We start from the raw sequence: 25,561 nt of genomic DNA on the forward strand, positions 1-25,561 counted from the left end.
CTTTAATGCTTGGGGGATTGTTCTATAGGAGGGCTAGTTTAGTTCTCTTTTTTGTTTTTTAGTAAGAACCCGAGACCTAGAAGGGCAAGGAGACTAATTCCTGCAAACAGGAGTTTGTGATCGTTTTTGGTTCCTGTATTTGGAAGTTCAGCTTGTTTAGCTAGAGGCGCAGGTATATTTTCCTTGCTAGGGTTTTCTACTGATTCGTTTTGAACAGCTTCACTTACAGATGATGCTTGTGCTTCTTGTGCTGGTTGTTCAGCTTGTGAATCAGCTGTAGCTTGGCTAGGTTTATTTTCTGCATCAGCTACTTTTGCATCTGGTTTTGCAGAATCAGGTTTAGTTTGTGGAGCTGGAGTTTGCTGTTCCGGTTTGACTACTCGGTTTGACATATTGTCTTGGATATTATATTGCCCTTGTTCTTGTTTTAAGCTAGAAAGGTCAAATTCTGGTTTTTCTTCCACAGCTGGGGCAACGATGGCACCGCCTTGAGAGATTCTAAGAACAGTAGCTGTAAGGGCATTTAATTTCAAGCCTTTTTCAGTCCATTCGAGTCCTTTCGGGTTGGCAATTCCTACTGGCCCTGCTTGGTTTTCATCTGCTAAAACTTCAGCATTTCTGAGGTGGGCAAAGGCAGTTCCCAAATTAAATTCGCGAGCTTTTTCGTCCGCATTGACAAAGACTGCGTAGATGTCTCCATTTGGAGCAGTGATTTGGTAGCCAATTACTACGTCCTCTTTTGCCACACCATTTTGGCCTGGGACAGTGATGAGGTGGACACGGTCTTTGATATCTTGGAGACTCTTAAGTCGGAAGGCATCTGTAGATTGACGAAGAGCAATCAACCCTTTCATATAGTCACGGCTCTTGACATTTTCAGGATATGCTTTTCCATCTGTAGCCTTAGTCCAGTCAAACTTGTTAATAGCATCACTCGAATCGTAAGAGTCATGGATGAAGTAAGGATAGTCAAATGGATTGCCGTCCTTATCACGCAACAAGTGAGATTTGTTTGGAACCTTATCCTCCGATACTGGAGTCTTGTAGGCTGGGTCACGGAATTGTTTAGTACGTCCGTATTCCTGACCAGAGTGGATAAACGGAGTTCCTTGAGATGTCAAGACCATGAGGTTTCCAAGTCGCAAACGACGGTGGATTTCAGCATAGTTCTCAGCCTTGCTTGGGTCTTTTTTGATAGACTGGGCGATGATGTCAAAGAGGGTCAAGTTATCATGGGCTGCGATGTATTGGATGACATCTCCAGGGCTGTCAGCTTCAAAGTTGGTTGGTTGAGCAATGATATTTTTGAAGATGGTGTTGATATCACGCTTGCCACCTGTGATAAAGGCAGGTTGACCTTCGTTTGGATAACCAGACTTGAGGTTGTTACGAATGTCATCTGAAAAGACAGCGACTGTATCGGTATGTTTCATCCAATCTTGGTCAGCAGCTTTAGTAGGCATGTTCTCATCACCTGCATAGGTTCTCCAACCTTCACCAAGCATGATTAAGTGTGGATTGAGGGCGCGTGCGGCCTTGTACGCTTCTTCAATAGAAGCTGCATCATGGTCTCCCATCATATCGAAGCGGAATCCATCCACTTTGTAGGTATCAACTAGATATTTGATAGAGTCAACTAGGAGTCGTTTGGTCATATGGTGGGTTGTCCCCAAGCGTCCACCACCAAAGCTAGTGCGAGGTGTCCCATCAGCATCCATAAAGTGGTAGTAGTTTGGCTCTAAATCTTCAAAGATATCGACCTTGGCTGTATGGTTATACACTACATCTAGGATAGCTCCCATACCACGTTTGTGGATCTCGTTGATGAGGTTTTTAAATTCTGCGATTCGTTTTTCTGGATTTTTAGGATCGCTTGAATACATACCAGTCAAGGAGAAGTAGTTTTGAGGATCATATCCCCAGTTATAGTTGCTGTTGCTTGAAGCATAGTCAGACAAGCGTTCATGGTTTTTCAATTCATTGACAAAGTAGTAAGACAAGACTGGAAGGAGCTGGATGTGGGTTACACCCAAGTCTTTGAGATAGTCTAGTTTTTCAATAAATGCTTCAAAGGTACCAAATGGTTTGGTTAAGTCTTTTGCAATGGCAGGATCTGAAGTAAAGTCACGCACATGAGCTTCGTAGATAACGGCATCTTCACGAGTCTTGAAATTGTGAATCTTACCATAAGTCAAGTCTTGAGGTCCGAGTTTGGCTGGATCTACAAAGGCGGCTTTAGCCACTTTATGGGCATCGTCAATCTTAGCATCGTCACTATTCCAAGCAGCGAGGGACTTAGCGTAAGGATCGAGTGCAAGAACAGTTTTACCTTGACGTTCGATTTGGTATTGATAATAGTATCCAGTGAAATCTGTGATTCCGAGTTTGTTTGTGCTATCTAGAGTTTGTTTCCAAGTTCCTCTTTCCCCTTTTTCAAGAGCGACAGTTCCAACCACTTTTTCAGGGTTATTCTTGTCGTAGACAACGACAGAAACCTTGTCAGCACTTGGTGACCAAAGGGTTAAATCAACTTGTTTTCCTTCTTCTTTTAGGTCAGCTCCAAGTTTGCCATCATAACTGTAAGTCTCATCTTTCAGACGCCAGCTTGTTTTGGTAGTGAATTGGTCAGCGTTGTAGCTCACGGTATAAGGATGTTTTGTGTCCGAGAAATCTCCACTGTAGGTCACTTTCTTACCAGCTTCATCGATTGCAACATCGGTGATAGCTACTTTATTTCCTAGGTGATTAGTGATGTTGGAGTGTTTGAGGATATCCTCTTTTTTAGCACCGACAAGTGTTGAAAAACTACTCTCAATGCTAGAAGTGCCTACGTGTTGGGCTCCTGTCATACGGATATCATGGACATAGTATGGATTTGTGTAAATCGATTCATCATCGTCTTTTAGGAAAATTTGGCTATGATTTTTTAAATCTGTGAACTTATAATCTTCTTTACGGATTTTCACATCGTCTCCTTGTTTGTTTCTGTCTAGTAATAAAAATCCAAGGTCTTTAGCTGCATCTTTGAGTGGAATATCGATATAGCGACCATATTTGCCTGTAGCCGTAAAATCTGTTCCGTTAGGCCATTCACCACTACTTGGATTTTTCACATCTCCCCAGTACCAGAGAGATTTCTTGTCATAGTTGCCATCTGTACGGTAGTAGTTGACGCGAATAGTTCCTGCAGGTTGTGGCTCGTAAGAGAAAACCTTGTGTTCTTGGTCCAACCAAGCCTCATTCATATTTGGTGCCAGTTTTTCTATCGATTTATCGCCGGTTAGATTTTTCCCAGCTGTATTATTGATGAGGAAGCTAATTTTCTTGGCTTGTTCTCCCTTTAATTTGACATCTAGGTAGTAGCCATAGTCATCTTTTTTGGCATCCTTAAAGGACAAGGCTCCGTTAGGCCAGTTTTCAGATGGTTTTTCAACATCGTCCCAAGTCCATAGTCCTTGAGCATCCTTGTTTTCTTCAGGAAGCTTTTTGACATGGATACGGAAGTAGTTGTCTTCTATTGGTTCTTCTGCCTTAGTTTCAGTCGTTACTGGACTCGTAGAAGTAGTTGGTTCACTTGAACGATCTTGTCCGGTTTGTGGGGCTGAATCGGCGGGAGTTGCAGCAGGAGTAGTTGGCTCTGTTGCAGGTTTTTCTTCTGTTTTCTTTAGGGAAGCGTTTGCACTATCGGGTGAAGAAAAATCGCTTTCGTTCTTGCCAGCGATGTTTGTTGCATCAGTAAGAGGTTGAGTAAGGGAGGTCGTATTTCTGTTGCTGGGTTCGTTAGTGGTTGGTGTATTTTCGTTTGCTGAGATAGTTGGTGTAGCCATGGCAAGCAGAATAAGGCTTGCTCCAATAAGGACAGAACCAGTTCCATTTTTGAGGGAACGGATGCTGTAGACCATTTTTTTCTCAGTTTGAGATGGTATTTTTCTCATAATGATTCTCCAATCAATAAATTTCTATCATCAGTATAGCACTTAGTAAAATAAGATGCAAGCGTTTTCCTAAAATTAAAATAAAAGAAAAAATCGCAACAAATTTTGTTACGATTAAGCCAGTATTTCTTATAGGAAAAGATTTTGTCAAAAAATCGTTAATCCCCTTGAAAAATCTAGCTAAATAGGGTATAATATGAATAATCATTTGTCGTAGGTTTTGTCTGAAATATTGTCCAGACAAGGCTCACAGCAGTTAAATCTTCTGAAGAAGTCAGATTTAGCTGCTCTTTTTGTGCTTTTTTTCAGGATTTTGAGTGCTTGTAACAAAGACTTAAAGATTCTGAAAATTTATCAAGAGGACACGGTGATAGGGGTTTTTAAAACCATATGACGATTAGAAAAGCCTGATTGACAAGGCTTGAAACTTATTTACAAAGGAGAATCATCTTGGCAGGACATGACGTTCAATACGGGAAACATCGTACCCGTCGTAGTTTTTCAAGAATCAAAGAAGTTCTTGACTTACCAAATTTGATTGAAATTCAAACTGACTCATTCAAAGATTTCCTAGACCATGGTCTGAAGGAAGTGTTTGAAGATGTATTGCCAATTTCAAACTTCACAGACACAATGGAGTTGGAATTTGTTGGATATGAAATCAAGGAACCAAAATATACGCTAGAAGAAGCTCGTATTCACGATGCTAGCTACTCAGCACCAATTTTTGTAACCTTCCGCTTGATCAATAAAGAAACAGGCGAAATCAAAACCCAAGAAGTTTTCTTTGGTGATTTCCCAATCATGACTGAAATGGGTACTTTCATCATCAATGGTGGTGAACGTATCATCGTATCTCAGTTGGTCCGCTCACCAGGTGTTTACTTTAACGATAAAGTTGATAAAAACGGTAAAGTGGGCTACGGTTCAACTGTTATCCCTAACCGTGGAGCTTGGTTGGAACTTGAAAGCGACTCAAAAGATATCGCCTACACTCGTATCGACCGTACTCGTAAGATTCCATTTACGACATTGGTTCGTGCGCTTGGTTTTTCAGGAGATGATGAAATCTTTGATATCTTTGGTGATAGCGAATTGGTTCGCAACACTGTTGAAAAAGATATCCATAAGAACCCAATGGACTCTCGTACCGACGAAGCTTTGAAAGAAATTTACGAACGTCTTCGTCCAGGTGAGCCTAAGACTGCTGAAAGCTCACGTAGCTTGCTTGTAGCTCGTTTCTTTGACCCACGTCGTTATGACTTGGCAGCTGTCGGTCGTTACAAAATCAATAAAAAACTCAATGTTAAAACACGCTTGCTTAACCAAACTATTGCTGAGCCATTGGTAGACCCTGAAACAGGCGAAATCTTGGTAGAAGCTGGAACAGTCATGACTCGTAGCGTGATTGAAAGCATTGAAAGCCATTTGGATGGCGACTTGAACAAGATTGTTTACATTCCAAATGATGCAGCGGTTGTGACTGAGCCAGTTGTTCTTCAAAAATTCAAGGTTGTTGCTCCAACTGATCCAGACCGTGTTGTAACGATCATCGGTAATGCTAATCCAGATGACAAGGTTCGTATCGTCACTCCTGCAGATATCCTTGCTGAGATGAGCTACTTCCTCAACTTGGCTGAAGGGCTTGGCCGTGTAGATGATATCGACCACCTTGGAAACCGTCGTATCCGTGCGGTTGGTGAATTGCTTGCTAACCAAGTACGTCTTGGACTTTCTCGTATGGAACGTAATGTCCGTGAACGGATGTCTGTCCAGGACAACGAAGTCTTGACACCACAACAAATTATCAATATCCGTCCTGTAACAGCTGCGGTTAAAGAATTCTTTGGTTCATCACAGTTGTCACAGTTCATGGACCAACACAACCCACTTTCTGAGTTGTCTCACAAACGCCGTTTGTCAGCCTTGGGGCCTGGTGGTTTGACACGTGACCGTGCTGGATATGAAGTACGTGACGTGCACTACACTCACTACGGTCGTATGTGTCCAATCGAGACACCTGAAGGACCTAACATCGGTTTGATCAATAACTTGTCATCTTACGGACACTTGAACAAATATGGTTTTGTTCAAACACCATACCGTAAAGTTGACCGTGAAACAGGTGTTGTTACGAACGAAATCGTTTGGTTGACAGCCGATGAAGAAGATGAATTTACTGTAGCACAGGCTAATTCTCGTCTGAATGAAGATGGAACATTTGCTGAGAAAGTTGTCATGGGACGTCACCAAGGGGTCAACCAAGAGTATCCAGCGAATGTTGTTGACTACATGGACGTATCACCAAAACAGGTAGTTGCCGTTGCGACAGCATGTATTCCTTTCTTGGAAAACGATGACTCCAACCGTGCCCTCATGGGAGCCAACATGCAACGTCAGGCTGTACCATTGATTAATCCTAAAGCACCTTACGTTGGTACTGGTATGGAATACCAAGCAGCCCACGATTCAGGAGCGGCTGTGATTGCTCAGTATGACGGTAAAGTTACCTATGCAGATGCTGACAAGGTAGAAGTTCGTCGTGAAGATGGTTCATTGGACGTTTACCACATCCAAAAATTCCGTCGTTCGAACTCAGGTACTGCTTATAACCAACGCACTCTCGTAAAAGTTGGTGATGCCGTTGAGAAAGGCGATTTCATCGCTGACGGACCTTCTATGGAAAATGGAGAAATGGCGCTTGGACAAAACCCAATCGTTGCCTACATGACTTGGGAAGGTTACAACTTCGAGGATGCCGTTATCATGAGCGAACGCTTGGTGAAAGACGATGTCTACACATCTGTCCACCTTGAAGAATACGAATCAGAAACACGCGATACAAAGCTTGGGCCTGAAGAAATTACTCGTGAAATTCCAAACGTTGGGGAAGATGCCCTTAAAGATCTTGACGAAATGGGTATTATCCGTATCGGTGCTGAGGTTAAAGAAGGGGATATCCTTGTAGGTAAAGTAACACCTAAGGGTGAGAAAGACCTTTCAGCTGAAGAACGGCTCTTGCACGCTATCTTCGGAGATAAATCTCGTGAAGTACGTGACACTTCTCTTCGTGTACCACACGGAGCTGATGGTGTGGTTCGTGATGTTAAGATCTTTACACGTGCAAATGGAGATGAATTGCAATCAGGTGTCAACATGCTGGTTCGCGTCTACATCGCTCAAAAACGTAAGATCAAGGTCGGAGATAAGATGGCCGGACGTCACGGAAATAAAGGGGTTGTCTCTCGTATCGTTCCTGTAGAAGATATGCCTTACCTTCCAGATGGAACTCCAGTCGATATCATGTTGAACCCACTTGGGGTGCCATCACGTATGAATATCGGTCAGGTTATGGAACTCCACCTTGGGATGGCAGCTCGTACTCTTGGTATTCACATCGCAACACCAGTCTTTGACGGAGCAAGTTCTGAAGATCTTTGGTCAACTGTTAAAGAAGCTGGTATGGATAGCGATGCCAAAACAATCCTTTACGATGGACGTACAGGTGAACCATTTGATAACCGTGTTTCTGTCGGAGTCATGTACATGATCAAACTCCACCACATGGTTGATGATAAATTGCACGCGCGTTCAGTCGGACCTTACTCAACCGTTACTCAACAACCACTTGGAGGTAAAGCTCAGTTTGGTGGACAACGTTTCGGTGAGATGGAGGTTTGGGCTCTTGAAGCCTACGGTGCATCAAATGTCCTTCAAGAAATCTTGACTTACAAGTCTGACGATATCAACGGACGTTTGAAAGCTTATGAAGCTATTACAAAAGGAAAACCAATTCCAAAACCAGGTGTTCCAGAATCCTTCCGAGTTCTTGTCAAAGAATTGCAATCTCTTGGTCTTGACATGCGAGTCCTTGACGAAGATGATCAAGAAGTGGAACTTCGTGACTTGGATGAAGGAATGGACGAAGATGTCATCCACGTAGATGACCTTGAAAAAGCCCGCGAAAAAGCAGCACAAGAGGCTAAAGCAGCCTTTGAAGCTGAAGAAGCTGAGAAAGCAACAAAAGCGGAAGCAACAGAAGAAACTGCTGAATAAGAATAAGCAGTTCACTTAGAATAGAAAGGGAAGAAATAGTGGTTGATGTAAATCGTTTTAAAAGTATGCAAATCACCCTAGCTTCTCCAAGCAAAGTCCGTTCATGGTCTTATGGAGAAGTCAAAAAACCTGAAACAATCAATTACCGTACCTTGAAACCAGAACGTGAAGGACTATTTGATGAAGTTATCTTTGGTCCTACAAAAGACTGGGAATGTGCTTGTGGTAAGTACAAACGCATTCGTTACAGAGGAATTGTTTGTGACCGTTGTGGGGTTGAAGTAACGCGTACAAAAGTTCGTCGTGAGCGTATGGGGCACATTGAGTTGAAAGCTCCTGTATCTCACATCTGGTACTTCAAGGGGATTCCAAGCCGTATGGGCTTGACCCTTGATATGAGCCCTCGTGCCCTCGAGGAAGTTATCTACTTTGCAGCTTATGTGGTGATTGATCCTAAGGATACACCACTTGAGCACAAGTCTATCATGACAGAGCGCGAATACCGTGAGCGCTTGCGTGAGTATGGTTATGGATCATTCGTTGCCAAGATGGGTGCCGAAGCTATCCAAGACCTTCTAAAACAAGTAGATCTTGAAAAAGAAATTGCTGAACTCAAAGAAGAGTTGAAAACAGCTACTGGACAAAAACGTGTCAAAGCTATCCGTCGTTTGGATGTTTTGGATGCCTTTTACAAGTCTGGAAACAAACCTGAATGGATGATTCTCAACATCCTTCCGGTTATTCCACCAGATCTTCGTCCAATGTTGCAGTTGGATGGTGGCCGTTTTGCCTCATCTGACTTGAACGACCTTTACCGCCGTGTTATCAACCGTAACAACCGTTTGGCTCGCTTGCTTGAGTTGAATGCACCAGGTATCATCGTTCAAAATGAGAAGCGTATGCTTCAAGAAGCGGTTGACGCTTTGATTGACAATGGTCGTCGTGGTCGTCCAATCACAGGACCAGGTAGCCGTCCACTTAAATCATTGAGTCACATGCTTAAAGGTAAACAAGGACGCTTCCGTCAAAACTTGCTCGGTAAACGTGTTGACTTCTCAGGACGTTCCGTTATCGCCGTTGGTCCAACTCTTAAGATGTACCAATGTGGTGTGCCACGTGAAATGGCGATCGAGCTCTTTAAACCATTCGTGATGCGTGAAATCGTTGCCCGTGATATCGTGCAAAACGTCAAAGCAGCTAAACGCTTGGTGGAACGTGGAGATGAGCGTATCTGGGATATCCTTGAAGAAGTGATTAAAGAACACCCAGTACTTTTGAACCGCGCACCGACCCTTCACCGTTTGGGTATCCAAGCCTTCGAGCCAGTCTTGATTGATGGTAAGGCTCTTCGCTTGCACCCACTTGTCTGTGAAGCCTACAATGCCGACTTTGACGGGGACCAAATGGCCATCCACGTACCGCTTTCAGAAGAAGCCCAAGCAGAAGCTCGTATCCTCATGCTAGCTGCTGAGCACATCTTGAATCCGAAAGATGGTAAACCAGTTGTTACTCCATCTCAGGACATGGTTTTGGGTAACTACTACTTGACTATGGAAGAAGCTGGCCGTGAAGGTGAAGGAATGGTCTTCAAAGACCGTGACGAAGCCGTTATGGCTTACCGTAATGGTTATGTTCACCTCCACTCACGTGTTGGTATCGCAACAGACAGCCTCAACAAACCATGGACAGAAGAGCAAAGACACAAGGTCTTGCTTACAACAGTTGGTAAAATCCTCTTCAACGACATCATGCCAGAGGGTCTACCATACTTGCAAGAACCAAACAATGCCAACTTGACAGAAGGCGTTCCAGCTAAATACTTCTTGCCACTTGGTGGAGATATCAAGGAAGCAATCAGCAAACTTGAACTCAACCCTCCATTCAAGAAGAAAAACCTTGGAAATATCATCGCTGAAATCTTCAAACGTTTCCGTACAACAGAAACTTCTGCTCTACTTGACCGTATGAAGAACCTCGGTTACCACCACTCAACTCTTGCAGGATTGACAGTGGGGATTGCCGATATCCCAGTCGTTGATGACAAAGCTGAAATCATTGAAGAATCACACAAACGTGTAGAACAAATCACCAAACAATTCCGTCGCGGTATGATCACAGACGACGAGCGTTACAATGCTGTTACAGCTGAATGGCGTGCTGCCCGTGAGAAACTAGAGAAACGTTTGATTGCCAACCAAGATCCTAAGAACCCAATCGTTATGATGATGGACTCTGGAGCCCGTGGTAATATCTCAAACTTCTCACAGCTTGCCGGTATGCGTGGTCTGATGGCTGCTCCTAACGGACGTATCATGGAATTGCCAATCCTTTCAAACTTCCGCGAAGGTTTGTCAGTACTCGAAATGTTCTTCTCAACTCACGGTGCCCGTAAAGGTATGACCGATACGGCCCTTAAGACAGCTGACTCAGGTTACTTGACTCGTCGTTTGGTTGACGTTGCCCAAGACGTTATCATCCGTGAGGACGACTGTGGAACAGACCGTGGTCTCTTGATCCGTTCTATCGCAGAAGGAAAAGAGATGATCGAGTCTCTTGAAGAACGTCTCAATGGTCGTTACACTAAGAAAACCGTTAAACATCCAGAAACTGGTGCAGTGATTATCGGTTCAAATGAGTTGATTACAGAAGACAAGGCGCGTGAAATTGTTAATGCTGGTGTGGAAGAAGTGACTATCCGCTCTGTATTTACATGTAACACTCGTCATGGTGTCTGTCGTCACTGTTACGGTATCAACTTGGCGACTGGTGATGCGGTTGAAGTTGGTGAAGCAGTTGGTACAATCGCTGCCCAATCTATCGGGGAACCTGGTACACAGCTTACAATGCGTACCTTCCACACGGGTGGGGTTGCCTCAAATACCGATATCACTCAGGGTCTTCCTCGTGTCCAAGAAATCTTTGAAGCCCGCAATCCTAAAGGGGAAGCGGTTATCACAGAGGTTAAAGGACAAGTTACTGCTATCGAAGAAGATGCATCAACTCGTACTAAGAAAGTCTTTGTTAAGGGTGAAACTGGCGAAGGTGAATACGTCGTTCCATTTACAGCTCGTATGCGTGTTGAAGTTGGAGACCAAGTAGCGCGTGGTGCTGCTCTTACAGAAGGTTCTATCCAACCAAAACGTCTCCTTGCAGTTCGTGATGTCTTGTCAGTTGAAACTTACCTTCTCGGTGAAGTACAAAAAGTTTACCGTAGCCAAGGGGTAGAAATCGGTGACAAACATATCGAGGTAATGGTTCGTCAAATGATCCGTAAAGTCCGTGTCATGGATCCAGGTGACACAGATCTTCTCATGGGTACCCTCATGGATATCAATGACTTTACAGATGCCAACAAAGATGTCCTTATTGCAGGTGGAGTTCCAGCGACAGGTCGCCCAGTTCTTATGGGAATTACCAAAGCCTCACTTGAAACAAATAGTTTCTTGTCAGCGGCTTCCTTCCAGGAAACAACTCGTGTCCTTACTGATGCGGCTATCCGTGGTAAGAAAGACCATCTCCTTGGACTTAAGGAAAATGTTATCATCGGTAAGATCATCCCAGCTGGTACTGGTATGGCCCGTTACCGTAACCTTGAACCACATGCTATCAACGAAGAAGAATACCTTAATCCTCCAGTAGAGGAAGAAGGGGATGAAGAAATAACAGAAGTAGTTGTGGATACTGCCGTTGAAACTGTGGAAGAAACAGTAGAATAAAAGAGAATGAGAGAGCCTTCGGGTTCTCTTTCTCTTTTCTGAAAACTTTCTCCATTTTTCCATGAAATGTGGTAAAATAATACTCAATGAAAATCAAAGAGCAAACTAGGAAACTAGCCGTAGGTTGCTCAAAGCACTGCTTTGAGGTTGTAGATAGAACTGACGAAGTCAGCTCAAAACACTGTTTTGAGGTTGTGGATAGAACTGACGAAGTCAGTAACCATACCTACGGTAAGGCGACGTTGACGTGGTTTGAAGAGATTTTCGAAGAGTATAAAAGAAAGAAGCTGACAAAGGAGACAGGTATGGAACAAACATTTTTTATCATTAAACCAGACGGTGTAAAAAGAGGATTAGTGGGTGAGGTGTTGAAACGCATCGAACAACGTGGATTTACAATCGAAAAATTGGAGTTGCGTACAAAGGTTTCAGAAGGGTTAATTGATCAGCACTATCAGGACTTGGTTGGTCAAAGTTTTTACCCACCGATTCGTGAATTTATGACTTCAGGACCGGTTCTTGTAGGTATCATTTCTGGTCCCAAAGTAATTGAAACTTGGCGGACTATGATGGGTGCAACTCGTCCAGAAGAAGCTTTACCAGGAACTATTCGAGGTGATTTTGCAAAAGCTGCTGGAGAAAATGAGGTTATCCAAAATGTTGTGCATGGTTCAGATTCAGAAGAGTCAGCTAAGCGAGAAATTGCTCTTTGGTTTGAAGAGAAATAGTAAAAGTTTGATGTAAGGGATACTTGCGTCAAACTTTTTTGCATTTTAGAGTAGAAAACTGACAGTTGAGAAATATTCTAGCAATGGTGAGGCTTTCTAGCATATAATAAGAGCAAGTATGGAGGAAGAATGATGGAAAAAATGAAAAAGCAAATTCGAGTTTTGTTATTGCTGACAGTTTTTGGTCTTAGCAGCTGTTCTTGTTTAAGTTTATCTACTTGGGCCTTGATGTTAAATCAAAACTGCTTCTATTATTTAGTTGGCATGTTGCTTCTTGCCAGTATTGGTGCAGGGCTAAACTATTATAGAGGGCAGGGAAATCAACATTATTCAGTTTTTAAGGAAGATAAGCAACAATTCTTGTATAGTCTCTTGCTCTTAGTAAATATTTTGGGTTTAGCTTTAATTGTCATAGAACATATCCTTGCAGGAAATACATCCGTAGAAGGATTTGTGGAAGCCTTTCTACCGAGTTTCTTTTTCTTATTTGGGATTGATTTGTTAGTTTTTCTGCCGATTCAGAAGTATGTAAATGGAGTGAAAAAGTTTTTGGGAAAGAAGGAAATCTGTTTTATTAGTGGACTAGCTATTCTAATCTTTCTCAGAAATCCTTGGATGCTATTGTCCATGACCTTTTATATTGCCTTGGGGATGCTATTTCTAGGACTGTTGGTGCCAAAAGTCATTCGCTGGGAAGTTTCATTTTACAGTCATTTGATGAGAGATATCTTGTTAGTTGTTTTCTTGCTGTTTCTATTTTAAGAACAAAAAAAGAGATAGTTCTAGTTTTACAATTTATAATATGGAATTCATAGATAATATCTCGACAAAGAGCAACTTTTTGGTATAATAGAAACATGTACACTAAAAACGAAGAAGAGTTACAGTCCTTAGGTGAACGTTTGGGCTATTTATTAGAAAAGAATGATGTCTTAATTTTAACTGGTGAACTTGGAGCAGGCAAAACGACCTTTACAAAAGGTCTTGCTAAAGGATTACAGATTACTCAGATGATTAAGAGTCCAACCTACACTATCGTAAGAGAGTATGAAGGTCGTCTTCCTCTTTATCATTTAGATGTTTACCGCATTGAGGGGGATGCTGATTCTATTGATTTAGATGAGTTTCTCTTTGGTGGCGGCGTGACTGTCATCGAGTGGGGACATCTTTTAGGTGATGTCTTACCAGATACCTATTTAGAATTGGAAATTCTAAAAGAAGAAGACGGTCGCAGATTAAACTTCAAAGCCAAGGGTTTGCGTGCAGAAAAACTCTTAAAGGAGCTTCAACATGGAGTATGAGTTGCTCATTAGGGAAGCAGAAGTTGAAGATGCGGCTGAATTAGTATCATTTTTAAATCGTGTCAGTGTAGAAACAGATTTTACCAGTCTGGACAGGAATGGCATTTTGATGACAGATACTGAGATGGAGTTGTTTTTGGATAAACAGGCTCACTCTGAAAATCAAATCACTTTACTGGCCTTGCTGAATGATGAAATTGCTGGTCTTGTGAATATCACAGCTGATCAACGCAAGAGAGTTCGTCATATTGGAGATCTCTTTATTGTGATTGGTCAGAAGTATTGGAATAATGGACTGGGGAGTTTGTTACTTGAAGAAGTCGTAGAATGGGCACAGGCTAGTGGCATTCTTCGTCGACTTCAACTAACTGTCCAAACTCGCAATCAGGGTGCAGTTCATTTATATAAACAGCATGGCTTTGTAATTGAAGGTAGACAAGAGCGCGGTGCGTACATAGAAGAAGGGAAATTTATAGATGTTTACCTGATGGGTAGACTGATAGATTGATAGAAATATGGTTAAAAAAATTATTGGAATGGTGCTAGCTTTTCTAGCTGTGACAGTTTTAGGTGTGGGTGTTTTTGCTTATACTATTTATCAGCAAGGTACAGAAACCTTATCAAAAACCTATAAAAAGATTGGGGAAGAAACCAATGTTATTGAGGCTACTGAACCCTTAACGATCCTTTTAATGGGGGTTGATACTGGAAACGAAGAACGAACGGACCCTTGGGAGGGAAATAGTGATTCCATGATTCTTTTGACAGTTAATCCGCACACGAAAAAGACCATGATGTTGAGTTTGGAACGTGATATCCTGACTAAAATTCAGCATAAAGATGGTAGTATTGAAGAAGCGAAACTGAATGCCGCCTATGCGGGTGGAGGTGCAGAATTAGCTATCTCAACCATTCAGAAGATGATGAACATCCATATTGACCGCTATATTATGGTCAATATGCACGGATTACAACAATTAGTCGATGCAGTGGGTGGTATAACTGTCAATAACACGCTAGGTTTCCCGATTTCTATTAGTGACCAAGAGGAATTTAATACTATTTCTATTGGTGTTGGGCAACAAACTCTAAATGGAGATGAAGCTCTTGTTTATTCTCGCATGCGCTACCAGGATCCAGAAGGAGACTACGGACGTCAGAAGCGTCAGCGTGAAGTCATTCAAAAGGTTGTTGAAAAAGTTCTTAGTTTGAATAGCGTTAGTCACTATCAGTCTATCTTAAAAGCTTTAAGCACTAATATGCAGACTAATATTGATTTATCTGCGAAAAGTATTCCAAGCTTGTTGGGCTATAAAGATTCATTTAAAACCATTGAATCACAACAGTTGAAGGGTGAGGGAGAGATGTTGCAAGGGATTTCTTACCAGATTGTTTCGAGAGAGCATATGTTGGAAATGCAGAATATATTGCGACGTTCTTTGGGACAAGAAGAAGTCACTCAGCTGGAAACAAATGTTGTCTTATTTGAAGATTTGTTTGGACGGGTGCCTGTTGGTGATGGGGAGAATCAACAACAAGGTGTCTTTGTAACAAATGAAGTAGAATAGTTCATTTGTTGATAAAAATAAAAAAATCAATCGTGGGAAATTTCCTGCGATTTTTTCAAAAAAATACGAATAGATAGGTAGGAGGAAACATGAAAGCAGAAATCATTGCTGTTGGAACAGAGATTTTGACAGGGCAGATTGTCAATACCAATGCTCAGTTTTTATCGGAAAAACTAGCAGAGATTGGGGTAGACGTATATTTTCAGACGGCTGTAGGAGACAATGAAGCTCGTCTCTTGTCTTTGCTCGAAATTGCCAGTCAACGGAGCAATCTGGTGATTTTAACAGGTGGTTTGGGTCCAACTGAGGACGATTTGACCAAACAAACTTTGGCTAAATTCTTAGGGAAAGCATTAGTCTTCAATCCTCAGGCGCAGGAGAAGTTGGATGTCTTTTTTGACCAGAGACCAGACTATGCCCGAACACCGAATAACGAAAGACAAGCTCAAATTGTAGAAGGGGCGACTCCACTACCAAACGAAACAGGACTGGCTGTTGGAGGAATGTTAGAAGTGGACGGAGTGACCTATGTCGTTCTTCCTGGTCCACCAAGTGAATTGAAACCCATGGTCTTAAACCAACTTCTACCCAAGTTGATGACAGGGAGCAAGTTGTATTCCCGAGTTCTTCGTTTCTTTGGAATTGGCGAAAGTCAGTTGGTGACCATTTTGGCTGATTTGATTGACAATCAAACAGATCCGACCTTAGCGCCTTATGCCAAGACAGGAGAAGTCACTCTGCGTCTGTCAACAAAGGTTAGCAGTCAAGAAGAGGCGAATCAAGCGCTGGATATCTTAGAAAATCAAATCTTGAATCGTCAAACTTTTGAAGGCCTTTCTTTACGAAAACTTTGTTATGGTTATGGGGAAGAAACTAGTTTAGCTAGCATTGTGGTAGAAGAACTGAAAAGGCAAGGGAAAACTATCACGGCTGCAGAGAGTTTGACGGCTGGTCTTTTCCAAGCTAGGGTAGCGGATTTTTCGGGTACTTCAAGTATATTTAAGGGTGGTTTTGTGACCTATAGCTTGGAGGAAAAATCAAAAATGTTGGATATTCCTGTCAAGGATTTGGAAGAGCACGGTGTGGTGTCTGAATTTACAGCTCAGAAGATGGCTGAGCAGGCACGAAGCAAGACCCAGTCTGATTTTGGCCTTAGTTTGACTGGAGTGGCAGGACCAGATAGTCTAGAAGGACACCCAGCCGGGACAGTCTTCATAGGCTTGGCTCAAGAGCGTGGAACTGAGGTCATCAAGATCAATATTGGAGGCAGAAGTCGAGCAGATGTACGTCACATTGCGGTTATGCATGCCTTTAACCTAGTTCGCAAGGCTTTATTAAGTGACTAACTTTTGATATAATAGTAGATAGGTCTGAGGACCATTAGAATGTAGGAGAATAGAATGGCGAAAAAACCAAAAAAATTAGATGAAATTTCAAAAAAATTCGGGGCTGAACGTGAAAAAGCCTTGAATGACGCTCTTAAACTGATTGAGAAAGACTTTGGCAAGGGTTCAATCATGCGTTTGGGTGAACGTGCGGAGCAAAAGGTGCAAGTGATGAGTTCAGGTTCTTTGGCTCTTGACATTGCCCTTGGTTCAGGTGGTTATCCTAAGGGACGTATCATTGAAATCTACGGACCAGAGTCATCTGGTAAGACAACAGTTGCCCTTCATGCAGTTGCACAAGCGCAAAAAGAAGGTGGTATTGCTGCCTTTATCGATGCGGAACATGCCCTCGATCCAGCTTATGCTGCAGCCCTTGGTGTCAATATTGACGAATTGCTCTTGTCACAACCAGACTCAGGAGAGCAAGGTCTTGAGATTGCAGGAAAATTGATTGACTCAGGAGCTGTGGATCTTGTCGTGGTCGATTCAGTTGCTGCCCTTGTCCCTCGTGCGGAAATTGATGGCGATATCGGAGATAGCCACGTTGGTTTGCAGGCTCGTATGATGAGCCAGGCTATGCGTAAGCTCGGTGCTTCTATCAATAAAACCAAAACAATTGCCATCTTTATCAACCAATTGCGTGAAAAAGTTGGGGTCATGTTTGGAAATCCAGAAACAACTCCTGGTGGACGTGCTCTGAAATTTTACGCATCAGTCCGTTTGGATGTTCGTGGAAGCACACAAATCAAGGGAACTGGTGACCAAAAAGATACCAATGTCGGTAAAGAAACTAAAATCAAGGTTGTGAAAAACAAGGTGGCTCCACCATTTAAGGAAGCCTTCGTTGAAATCATGTACGGAGAAGGGATTTCTAAGACTGGTGAGCTTTTGAAGATCGCAAGCGATTTGGATATCATCAAAAAAGCAGGAGCTTGGTACTCTTACAAGGATGAGAAAATCGGGCAAGGTTCTGAAAATGCTAAGAAATACTTGGCAGATAACCCAGAAGTCTTTGATGAGATTGATCATCAAGTCCGTGTTCAATTTGGTTTGATTGATGGAGAAGAAGCTTCTGTAGAAGGTGTTGAAACTAAAAAAGATGACGTAGTTCAAGCAGATTCTGTGAATGAAGAAGTGACACTTGACCTAGGCGACGAGCTTGAAATCGAAATTGAAGAATAAGCTGTTAAAGTAGTGGAGAGCATCCGCTGCTTTTTTGGTTTTTGATTCAAGTTTTTAGATCATCTATAGTTTGCTGTTTCTTGTCGCTCCTTTCGAAAGCTGATATAATAGCCTTATGAATAAAAAACGAACAGTGGACCTGATACATGGTCCGATTCTTCCCTCGCTCTTAAGCTTCGCCTTCCCAATCTTGCTATCAAATATTTTTCAACAGCTCTATAATACTGCTGATGTCTTGATTGTTGGAAGATTTCTTGGTCAAGAATCCTTGGCTGCAGTAGGAGCCACGACAGCGATTTTTGATCTGATTGTAGGTTTTACTCTTGGTGTTGGCAATGGCATGGGAATTGTCATTGCCCGTTATTATGGAGCTCGGAATTTCACTAAAATCAAGGAGGCAGTAGCAGCCACCTGGATTTTAGGTGCTCTTTTGAGTATTGTAGTTATGCTGCTGGGATTTGTCGGTCTGTATCCACTCTTGCAATATTTAGATACTCCTGCAGAAATCCTTCCTCAGTCTTATCAATATATTTCTATGATTGTGACCTGTGTCGGTGTCAGCTTCGCTTATAATCTTTTTGCAGGCTTGTTGCGGTCTATTGGAGACAGTCTGGCTGCGCTTGGTTTTCTGATTTTCTCTGCCTTGGTTAATGTGGTTCTGGATCTCTATTTCATTACGCAATTGCATCTGGGAGTTCAATCTGCGGGCCTTGCTACCATTATTTCGCAAGGCTTATCAGCGGTACTCTGTTTCTACTATATACGCAAGAGTGTTCCAGAACTGCTCCCTCAACTGAAGCATTTCAAATGGGACAAGGCCTTGTATGCTGATCTCTTGGAGCAGGGGTTAGCTATGGGCTTGATGAGTTCCATTGTGTCTATCGGTAGTGTGATTTTACAGTCTTCTGTTAATACCTTTGGGGCAGTGATTATAAGTGCACAAACGGCCGCTCGACGCATTATGGCCTTCGCCCTTCTTCCTATGACTGCTATTTCTGCTTCGATGACGACTTTTGCTTCGCAGAATCTTGGGGCCAAGCGACCAGACCGCATTGTTCAAGGACTTCGAATCGGCAGTCGTCTAAGCATGTCCTGGGCAGTTTTTGTTTGTATCTTCCTCTTTTTTGCCAGTCCAGCCTTGGTTTCCTTCTTGGCCAGTTCGACGGATGGATACCTGGTAGAAAATGGTAGTCTCTACCTGCAAATCAGCTCAGCCTTTTATCCTATTTTGAGTCTCTTGTTGATTTATCGCAATTGCTTGCAGGGCTTGGGGCAAAAGGTCCTTCCTCTGGTTTCCAGCTTTATTGAACTAATCGGAAAAATCGCTTTTGTGGTCTTGATTATTCCTTGGGCGGGCTATAGGGGTGTTATCCTTTGTGAACCCCTTATCTGGGTTGCCATGACCATTCAACTCTACTTCTCACTCTTCCGTCATCCCTTGATAAAAGAAGGCAAGGCTATCTTGGCAGCCAAAGTATCATCCTAGCTGTATTTACTAAATAAAATCTATTTCCTCTAGTGAAAATCGAAAAAACTTGTGTTATAATAAGAAAGATTAAAATGTGAAAAAAGGAGATTCCTAATGGGACGTAAATGGGCCAATATCGTAGCCAAGAAAACGGCTAAAGATGGAGCTAACTCTAAAGTATATGCAAAATTTGGTGTAGAAATCTATGTAGCAGCTAAAAAAGGTGATCCAGACCCAGAATCAAACACTGCTTTGAAATTCGTTATCGACCGTGCTAAACAAGCACAAGTACCAAAACACGTTATCGATAAAGCGATTGATAAAGCAAAAGGAAACACAGACGAAACCTTTACAGAAGGACGTTACGAAGGATTTGGACCAAACGGTTCTATGCTGATCGTTGATACCTTGACTTCTAACGTTAACCGTACAGCGGCCAATGTCCGTGCAGCTTTTGGTAAAAATGGTGGAAACATGGGTGCTTCAGGTTCAGTTTCTTACCTCTTTGACAACAAGGGTGTTATCGTATTTGCTGGTGAAGATGCAGATGCAGTCTTTGAGCAATTGTTAGAAGCAGATGTGGATGTGGACGATGTAGAAGCAGAAGAAGGAACAATTACTGTTTACACAGCTCCAACTGACCTTCACAAGGCTATCGTTGCCCTTCGTGAGTCAGGTATCGAAGAATTCCAAGTGACAGAATTGGAAATGATTCCTCAGTCAGAAGTGGAATTGTCAGGCGATGACCTTGAAACTTTTGAAAAACTTTATAGCGTCCTTGAAGACGACGAAGATGTACAAAAAATCTACACAAACGTAGACGGCTTCTAATTTAACATAGAAAATATGATCCTAAGTGAGAAAATCACTTGGGATTTTTTTAATCAAGAAAATAGTTCTCACGGAAATTTATTTAGTTCCTAGGAGAACTAAATGCAATGATTAGAAAGGAGTAAGTATGGATAAACCGATGTTGGTTTTAAAACGTTTTGGACACCAGGTACATCTGATGGTACAAAAGGAAGCCAAACGTTGTGGTATTGAATTTATGGGTGTACCTCAAGGACAAGTTCTGCGTTTTTTAGGTTGGCGTGAGCATGAACAAGAATTAACGCTCATCAAGGATATTGAACAAGAACTCAATATTAGCAAGTCTGTTGCTAGTAACTTGGTCAAGCGTATGGTGCAAAATAGTTTGGTGGAGCTGGAGGCGAGTCCTGTCGATAAGCGGGCTAAGTTTGTTCGTTTGACGGACAAATCGCGTTCTCAAATGCAGCAGGTTAAGGCCTTCTTTGAACGAATTGATCAGAGTCTGCTAAATGGTGTTTCAAAGTCAGACTTGGCAATCTTTGAAAAGGTTCTCGGTCAGTTGCAAGAAAATGTTCAGAAGATAGGAGGAGAGAATGAAGAAATTAGCCAAATGAATTAGTGGAAAAGAATGGGGTATGATTTTACTAGCCATTCTCTTTACCTGCTTTTCGGTTTATCTAGAGTTGGAAGAAGAGGAACTTCCATTTTAAAAAAGAAGTAAGGGCTGGGAAATGACCTAGCTCTAAAAAATCAGCATTCAGTTTTGTAAGATGCAAGATCTGTTTGACTGAATTCTATTTCTCTCAAGCTTTTAAAAGTTTAATTATGATTGCCGAGGTGGGACCAAGAATCAAAAATCAATGAATTTTTAGATTCTGTCGCGCCTTTTTTATGATAATCATTTTGGAAAGATTTTGCTTTTTGGCGGTTTTGTAATATAATAATCCTATATGTTTCATAAAGGCGCTTACGGCATAGGGGGTGAAAAATGGTAGCAGCTAACGTCAAAAAACGGGGTCAGCATTATCAGAAGAAGGCTCTCTGGCCACTTTCCATTCTGCTTATTTTTGCTTTGTTTTTTGTTTATTTCAAGGGCGTTCTGCCAGTTGAGAAGCAGGTCAAGATTGGGGCAACCTACATGACCATGAATAATGATTTTTATAAGATCTTAAATGCGGAGCTGGAGAAGAAAACCAACCAGCAGGGCAGCCGGCTTTACGTGCGGGATCCTGAGCTGGGTGAGGGCAAGCAGAGCCAGCAGATTGACTTTTTTGTCCGAGAAAAGGTTGATGTCATTGTTATCAATCCGGTAAAAAGTAATAGTCCAAGTATCATTTCCTCTCTTCAAAAGGCCAAGAAAGCTGGGATTAAAATCATCGTAGTGGATGCGCCTATCAGTCAGGATGTAAAAGTGGATACGACTATTGTGTCGGATAACTACCAAGCAGGCGTCCTGATTGCCCAGGACATGATGAAGCGCTTGCCTTCTGCTAATATTCTCCTTCTAGAGCACCGCAATGCCGTCTCTGCTATGGACCGGATTCAGGGATTTATTGATACGATTGAAAAACAGCCTAGCTACAAGATTATTTCCCAGAAAGAAACACTAGGCCAGACAGAGGAAAGCATGCCGCAAGTAAAAAGTGCCTTAGACGAAGGATTGGACTTTAATGTAGTCATGGCGCTCAATGATCGGGCAGCTATCGGGGCCTTGGCTGCTATTAAAAATCAAGGTCTTGATAAGAAAATCTCCATCTACGGCGTGGATGGATCGCCTGATATCAAAAACTTTTTGGCTACGACTAGCGATATAGAGGGAACCGTGGCCCAATCGCCCATTCAGATGGGACGCAAGGTGGCACAGGTAATTGAGCTGATGCAGGAGGGGAAATCCTACGACAGCCAATACCTGATTCCTGTTCATCTGGTTAATAGAGATAATATCAGTCAATACACAGTTACAGGGTGGCAATAATGAGACCTCAAAAAAGTATCTTTTATAGCAAAATCGCCTTAATGGTCATCAATCTGTTTGCCATTGTCTATAATGCATCCATCTATCTCTTTGCGACCAACTATGTAGCGGCTAAGAGCTTCAGTCACTCGCTTTTGGAGCGTTTGGATGCCATTCCGGGCTCTCCTAGCCTAATCTTCTGGGTATCCATTAGCCTGTATGCCTGTCTGCTTTTAGTCATGTACTATCGGGAGCGCCACCCCAATCAGCTGTCCGTCTATGACAAGGCGACCATTATTGAAATCCTGCTCATGCTGGTCATCTTTTCCGTCTTGCACTCGTCCTACAATGGCTTGATTCTCTTGGTGTTTGCGGATATTTTCTATGGCTCTAAGGAGTTCAATGCTTCCAAGGACAAGAAGTACTGGTTTTCTTTCATTATTTTGAGCTTTGGCATGCTGCTCTTGTCCAACTATAACCTCATGTCGCTCTTTATCAAGCTGCCGTCTTTGGATACCTATATTCGTTTTTATCCTGAGTCTGTACGCTTTTTGCTCTTATTTGGCAAGAACTTTCTCTACTCGCTTAATATTGTCGTCTTTATGATTTCCTTGCTATTCTATATCTTGTCGGCTATTACGGAGCGCCATCGTATTGAGGAAGAGCTTCGCATGGCTTTTCAAGCCAATCGCGAGCTGAACTCTTACCTGGCTTTGTCTGAGAAAATAGCAGAAGATCGAGAGCGGAAGCGGATTGCCAGAGAGATTCACGATACATTAGGTCATGCCCTGACGGGTATTTCAGCTGGTATTGATGCGGTCAAGGTCTTGGTTGATATTGACACCAACCGAGCTAAGGAGCAGCTTAATAATGTCTCTGTCGTTGTTCGAGATGGTATCCGTGATGTCCGCGGCTCGCTCAATAAGCTGCGCCCGGGAGCTCTGGAAAATAACACTTTGAAGGAAGCTCTGATTAAGATTATCCGTGAGTATGAAGCCATCTCCAACTTGGAGATTCATCTCCTCTACAAATGGGATAATATTGACTTGGATATTGCCAAGGAAGACATTGTCTTCCGGGTGATCCAGGAGTCGATTACCAACTCTGTCCGCCATGGTCATGCCAAGACTATCTGGATTGAGCTACTAGAGGAAGAAGAAGCTTATGTAATGACCATTCAGGATGATGGTGTTGGCTTTGATGAACTCCACTATGGCTATGGCCTCAAGCAGATGCAGGAGCGCCTAATGATTATTGGCGGAAGCGTCCGCTTTGAAAATCGGGACGGTTTCTACACGCATATCAAAATTCCAAAAATAGGAGGAAGACATGATTAAGGTTTTAATAGCAGACGATCAGGCCTTGATTCGCGAGTCTCTGCAAATCATTCTGTCTGCCCACGCAGATATTGAGGTAGTCGGGACGGTCGGAGACGGCAAGGAAGTGCTGGAAAAGCTTCATCGGGTGCGCCCAGATGTGATTTTGATGGATATTCGCATGCCAGTCATGGATGGTGTTCTCTGTACCAAGGCTGTCAAGGAGCAGTATCCAGATGTCAAGATTATCATCCTGACGACCTTTGACGATGATGAATTTATCTTCTCAGCTCTCAAATACGGTGCATCTGGTTATATTCTTAAAGGGGTTTCGACAGAAGAACTTCATGAAGCTATTCAGACAGTCTATCGAGGCGGAGCTATGATCAATCCCAATATTGCCACCAAGGTCTTCAAAATCTTTTCACAGATGGCCCAGTCCAACTTTGCCATCACAGTGACAGAGGAAAATGTGGAGGACATGAACCGGACGGAGTGGAAGATTATCCAGCAGATTAGCTTTGGGATTTCTAATAAGGAAATTGCAGCCAAACTCTTTCTATCAGAAGGGACAGTCCGTAATTATCTATCGGGTATCCTAGCCAAGCTCAACCTGCGTGACCGGACCCAACTGGCTATCTGGGCCGTACAGACTGGAGTCACCCAGAGAGATTTTAGTAAGGAAGGCGACAAATGAAGTGGAGATTGAGAAATTTGTCCCTGCTGGTTGTCCTGATTATATCTGTTGCTCTGGCTTTTGTATTTTGGGCTTCAGCTCAGGACAAAGTCCTGCGTATCGGGGTCTATGCTGGTTCTAGCTGGGATGTGCCTAACAGTCGCGAAAACAAGGTCTTGGACAGCCTGATTAAAAGATTTGAAAAGACGCATCCTCCTGTCAAGGTCGTTTACGAAAGCGGTATTCCCAAGGATGATTATGCTGACTGGCTGGCAGAGCAAGTCTTGAAAGGCGAGCAACCAGATCTCTTTATGGTGCCAGAAAACGACTTTAGCATGTTGGCTTCGACTGGCGCGCTTAAATCCTTGGATCCCCTCCTAACGGATGATAAGCGAAAGGCTTTTTATCCAGTGGCTTATGAAGCTGGGCAATATCAGGGAGTCAGCTATGCCCTTCCAGTTGAGAGCAATCCTATCATGATGTGTGTCAATAAAGACCTGCTTGAAAAAGAAGGAATTAGCATTCCTGAGTCAGGATGGACCCTGGCGGATTTCTATGAGATTTGCAAGAAAGTAACCAAGGATACCAATGGCGATGGTGTGGTGGATCAGTACGGTATAACGGATTACACTTGGCAGCAGGCTCTGGTAGCTTACGGCGGCCATCTTACCGATAAATCCGGTATCACTGTGGACAGCGCAGAGATGCACCAAGCCTTGGCCTTTATGAGCAAGCTAGATATGCTCAGCCAGCACTATAAGGTGACTTCTAATGACTTTGATGAGGGACGGGTGGCTTTCTATCCTATGAGTCTGGCCCAGTATCGGACCTACAAGCCTTACCCTTACCATGTTGCCAAGTATTCTAGCTTTTCTTGGACCTGTATCCCCATGCCAACAGCTAATAGCCAGGTGATGGGGACACAGGTCAAGACCTCGCTCTTTGCCATGTCTTCCAATACCAAGCAAGAGAAGCTGGCTTGGGAATTTATGCTCTTGCTGTCACAGGATAAAGAAAGCCAGCAGGCCTTGTTTGAAAAATCGCAGGGGACCTCAGTCTTACCATCTGTGGTGAAAAGTCAACAGGCTAGAGAAATCTTACAGGCAGATGATTTTGGCTTGGATTCCTTGACTTCTGAGAGGCTAGACCACATGATGAATCGCTCCATCATTGACATCAGTCTAGAAGTAGACCGTCATACCATGGACCGGATGGACTATCTGATTCAAAATGCTATGCAGAATCAAGAGATTGACAGTGCCTTGCCGAGCATTCAAAGAGAAATAGAAAGCGGAAAATAATCTGCTTTCTTTTTGTTTGCTCTGAAAGGAGCAGGAAAGGTACAGCTGACTAGACAAATATGACAAATGTCATATGTTTCCTGACAAATGTCATCTGGGCAAAGTGACATTTGACAATATGAAACCGATTCCAAAACTTGTACAATAAAATCATCAATAAATCCT

General features: G+C 42.8%; 17 protein-coding genes and 1 pseudogene. 17 read left to right on the forward strand and 1 reads right to left on the reverse strand.

From position 1 onward, the window contains the following. Positions 1-38: 38 nt before the first annotated feature. Complete coding sequence (locus ACLNCW_RS03240) at positions 39-3,935, reverse strand: pullulanase (protein WP_424845360.1); 3,897 nt, start codon at positions 3,933-3,935, stop codon at positions 39-41. Between the two features lie 450 nt (positions 3,936-4,385). Here ACLNCW_RS03240 and rpoB point away from each other — a divergent pair, with 450 nt between their 5' ends. The 17 genes and pseudogenes from rpoB to ACLNCW_RS03325 all read left to right on the forward strand — a co-directional run bounded on the left by rpoB (position 4,386) and on the right by ACLNCW_RS03325 (position 25,396). Beyond that, positions 4,386-7,991, forward strand: a complete 3,606-nt coding sequence (gene rpoB / locus ACLNCW_RS03245) for a DNA-directed RNA polymerase subunit beta (protein ID WP_261026940.1) — start codon at positions 4,386-4,388, stop codon at positions 7,989-7,991. A 38-nt stretch (positions 7,992-8,029) separates the two neighbouring features. Then, positions 8,030-11,707: a DNA-directed RNA polymerase subunit beta' gene (rpoC, locus tag ACLNCW_RS03250; protein ID WP_000228758.1), complete on the forward strand. Its 3,678-nt coding sequence runs from the start codon at positions 8,030-8,032 to the stop codon at positions 11,705-11,707. Positions 11,708-12,012: 305 nt separating this feature from the next. Then, positions 12,013-12,435 carry a nucleoside-diphosphate kinase gene (ndk, locus tag ACLNCW_RS03255; protein ID WP_004239114.1) on the forward strand — a complete coding sequence of 141 codons (423 nt, stop codon included), beginning with the start codon at positions 12,013-12,015 and terminating at the stop codon, positions 12,433-12,435. Between the two features lie 129 nt (positions 12,436-12,564). Continuing rightward, positions 12,565-13,197, forward strand: coding sequence for a hypothetical protein (locus ACLNCW_RS03260; protein ID WP_000970273.1), 633 nt, complete (start codon positions 12,565-12,567; stop codon positions 13,195-13,197). Positions 13,198-13,292: 95 nt separating this feature from the next. After that, positions 13,293-13,736 carry a tRNA (adenosine(37)-N6)-threonylcarbamoyltransferase complex ATPase subunit type 1 TsaE gene (gene tsaE / locus ACLNCW_RS03265; RefSeq protein WP_020902717.1) on the forward strand — a complete coding sequence of 148 codons (444 nt, stop codon included), beginning with the start codon at positions 13,293-13,295 and terminating at the stop codon, positions 13,734-13,736. Beyond that, positions 13,726-14,244, forward strand: a complete 519-nt coding sequence (locus tag ACLNCW_RS03270) for a GNAT family N-acetyltransferase (protein WP_020902718.1) — start codon at positions 13,726-13,728, stop codon at positions 14,242-14,244. Before tsaE ends, ACLNCW_RS03270 begins: the two co-directional genes overlap by 11 nt. A gap of 7 nt (positions 14,245-14,251) precedes the next feature. Beyond that, positions 14,252-15,304, forward strand: a complete 1,053-nt coding sequence (gene lytR, locus ACLNCW_RS03275) for a glycopolymer--peptidoglycan transferase LytR (RefSeq protein WP_424845361.1) — start codon at positions 14,252-14,254, stop codon at positions 15,302-15,304. Between the two features lie 89 nt (positions 15,305-15,393). Further along, entirely contained in the window at positions 15,394-16,650 is a 1,257-nt protein-coding gene (locus ACLNCW_RS03280; RefSeq protein ID WP_424845362.1) for a competence/damage-inducible protein A, read from the forward strand. A 54-nt stretch (positions 16,651-16,704) separates the two neighbouring features. Next, complete coding sequence (gene recA / locus ACLNCW_RS03285; protein ID WP_238095613.1) at positions 16,705-17,871, forward strand: recombinase RecA; 1,167 nt, start codon at positions 16,705-16,707, stop codon at positions 17,869-17,871. 115 nt (positions 17,872-17,986) lie between these two features. Next, positions 17,987-19,357: an MATE family efflux transporter gene (locus ACLNCW_RS03290; protein WP_153210686.1), complete on the forward strand. Its 1,371-nt coding sequence runs from the start codon at positions 17,987-17,989 to the stop codon at positions 19,355-19,357. A gap of 96 nt (positions 19,358-19,453) precedes the next feature. After that, positions 19,454-20,170 (forward strand): YebC/PmpR family DNA-binding transcriptional regulator, encoded by a 717-nt coding sequence (locus ACLNCW_RS03295; protein WP_000532893.1) that lies wholly within the window; start codon positions 19,454-19,456, stop codon positions 20,168-20,170. 127 nt (positions 20,171-20,297) lie between these two features. After that, a complete protein-coding gene (locus ACLNCW_RS03300) occupies positions 20,298-20,768 on the forward strand; it encodes a MarR family winged helix-turn-helix transcriptional regulator (RefSeq protein ID WP_004256742.1) in 471 nt (156 codons plus the stop codon). Then, positions 20,764-20,838: pseudogene (locus tag ACLNCW_RS03305) on the forward strand (ABC transporter ATP-binding protein); the annotation flags it as partial. The gene ACLNCW_RS03300 and the pseudogene ACLNCW_RS03305, both read left to right, overlap by 5 nt. Before the next feature lie 299 nt (positions 20,839-21,137). Next, a complete protein-coding gene (locus ACLNCW_RS03310; protein WP_084888224.1) occupies positions 21,138-22,124 on the forward strand; it encodes a substrate-binding domain-containing protein in 987 nt (328 codons plus the stop codon). Beyond that, positions 22,124-23,440: a sensor histidine kinase gene (locus ACLNCW_RS03315; RefSeq protein ID WP_084888222.1), complete on the forward strand. Its 1,317-nt coding sequence runs from the start codon at positions 22,124-22,126 to the stop codon at positions 23,438-23,440. Before ACLNCW_RS03310 ends, ACLNCW_RS03315 begins: the two co-directional genes overlap by 1 nt. Next, positions 23,433-24,116: a response regulator transcription factor gene (locus ACLNCW_RS03320; RefSeq protein ID WP_004256751.1), complete on the forward strand. Its 684-nt coding sequence runs from the start codon at positions 23,433-23,435 to the stop codon at positions 24,114-24,116. Before ACLNCW_RS03315 ends, ACLNCW_RS03320 begins: the two co-directional genes overlap by 8 nt. Then, positions 24,113-25,396 carry an ABC transporter substrate-binding protein gene (locus ACLNCW_RS03325; RefSeq protein ID WP_049501831.1) on the forward strand — a complete coding sequence of 428 codons (1,284 nt, stop codon included), beginning with the start codon at positions 24,113-24,115 and terminating at the stop codon, positions 25,394-25,396. Before ACLNCW_RS03320 ends, ACLNCW_RS03325 begins: the two co-directional genes overlap by 4 nt. The last annotated feature ends 165 nt before the right edge of the window (positions 25,397-25,561 follow it).

It is taken from the genome of Streptococcus sp. CL6.22 (assembly GCF_049738055.1).
GTDB classification, from domain to species: domain Bacteria; phylum Bacillota; class Bacilli; order Lactobacillales; family Streptococcaceae; genus Streptococcus; species Streptococcus mitis_DJ.

What these genes read in the sequence shown, in the direction of transcription:
- ACLNCW_RS03240 (WP_424845360.1), bottom strand. Translation starts at nt 3,935, where the DNA reads ATGAGAAAAATACCATCTCAAACTGAGAAAAAAATGGTCTACAGCATC.
- ndk (WP_004239114.1), top strand. Translation starts at nt 12,013, where the DNA reads ATGGAACAAACATTTTTTATCATTAAACCAGACGGTGTAAAAAGAGGA.
- ACLNCW_RS03260 (WP_000970273.1), top strand. Translation starts at nt 12,565, where the DNA reads ATGATGGAAAAAATGAAAAAGCAAATTCGAGTTTTGTTATTGCTGACA.
- tsaE (WP_020902717.1), top strand. Translation starts at nt 13,293, where the DNA reads ATGTACACTAAAAACGAAGAAGAGTTACAGTCCTTAGGTGAACGTTTG.
- ACLNCW_RS03270 (WP_020902718.1), top strand. Translation starts at nt 13,726, where the DNA reads ATGGAGTATGAGTTGCTCATTAGGGAAGCAGAAGTTGAAGATGCGGCT.
- lytR (WP_424845361.1), top strand. Translation starts at nt 14,252, where the DNA reads ATGGTTAAAAAAATTATTGGAATGGTGCTAGCTTTTCTAGCTGTGACA.
- ACLNCW_RS03280 (WP_424845362.1), top strand. Translation starts at nt 15,394, where the DNA reads ATGAAAGCAGAAATCATTGCTGTTGGAACAGAGATTTTGACAGGGCAG.
- recA (WP_238095613.1), top strand. Translation starts at nt 16,705, where the DNA reads ATGGCGAAAAAACCAAAAAAATTAGATGAAATTTCAAAAAAATTCGGG.
- ACLNCW_RS03290 (WP_153210686.1), top strand. Translation starts at nt 17,987, where the DNA reads ATGAATAAAAAACGAACAGTGGACCTGATACATGGTCCGATTCTTCCC.
- ACLNCW_RS03295 (WP_000532893.1), top strand. Translation starts at nt 19,454, where the DNA reads ATGGGACGTAAATGGGCCAATATCGTAGCCAAGAAAACGGCTAAAGAT.
- ACLNCW_RS03300 (WP_004256742.1), top strand. Translation starts at nt 20,298, where the DNA reads ATGGATAAACCGATGTTGGTTTTAAAACGTTTTGGACACCAGGTACAT.
- ACLNCW_RS03310 (WP_084888224.1), top strand. Translation starts at nt 21,138, where the DNA reads ATGGTAGCAGCTAACGTCAAAAAACGGGGTCAGCATTATCAGAAGAAG.
- ACLNCW_RS03315 (WP_084888222.1), top strand. Translation starts at nt 22,124, where the DNA reads ATGAGACCTCAAAAAAGTATCTTTTATAGCAAAATCGCCTTAATGGTC.
- ACLNCW_RS03320 (WP_004256751.1), top strand. Translation starts at nt 23,433, where the DNA reads ATGATTAAGGTTTTAATAGCAGACGATCAGGCCTTGATTCGCGAGTCT.
- ACLNCW_RS03325 (WP_049501831.1), top strand. Translation starts at nt 24,113, where the DNA reads ATGAAGTGGAGATTGAGAAATTTGTCCCTGCTGGTTGTCCTGATTATA.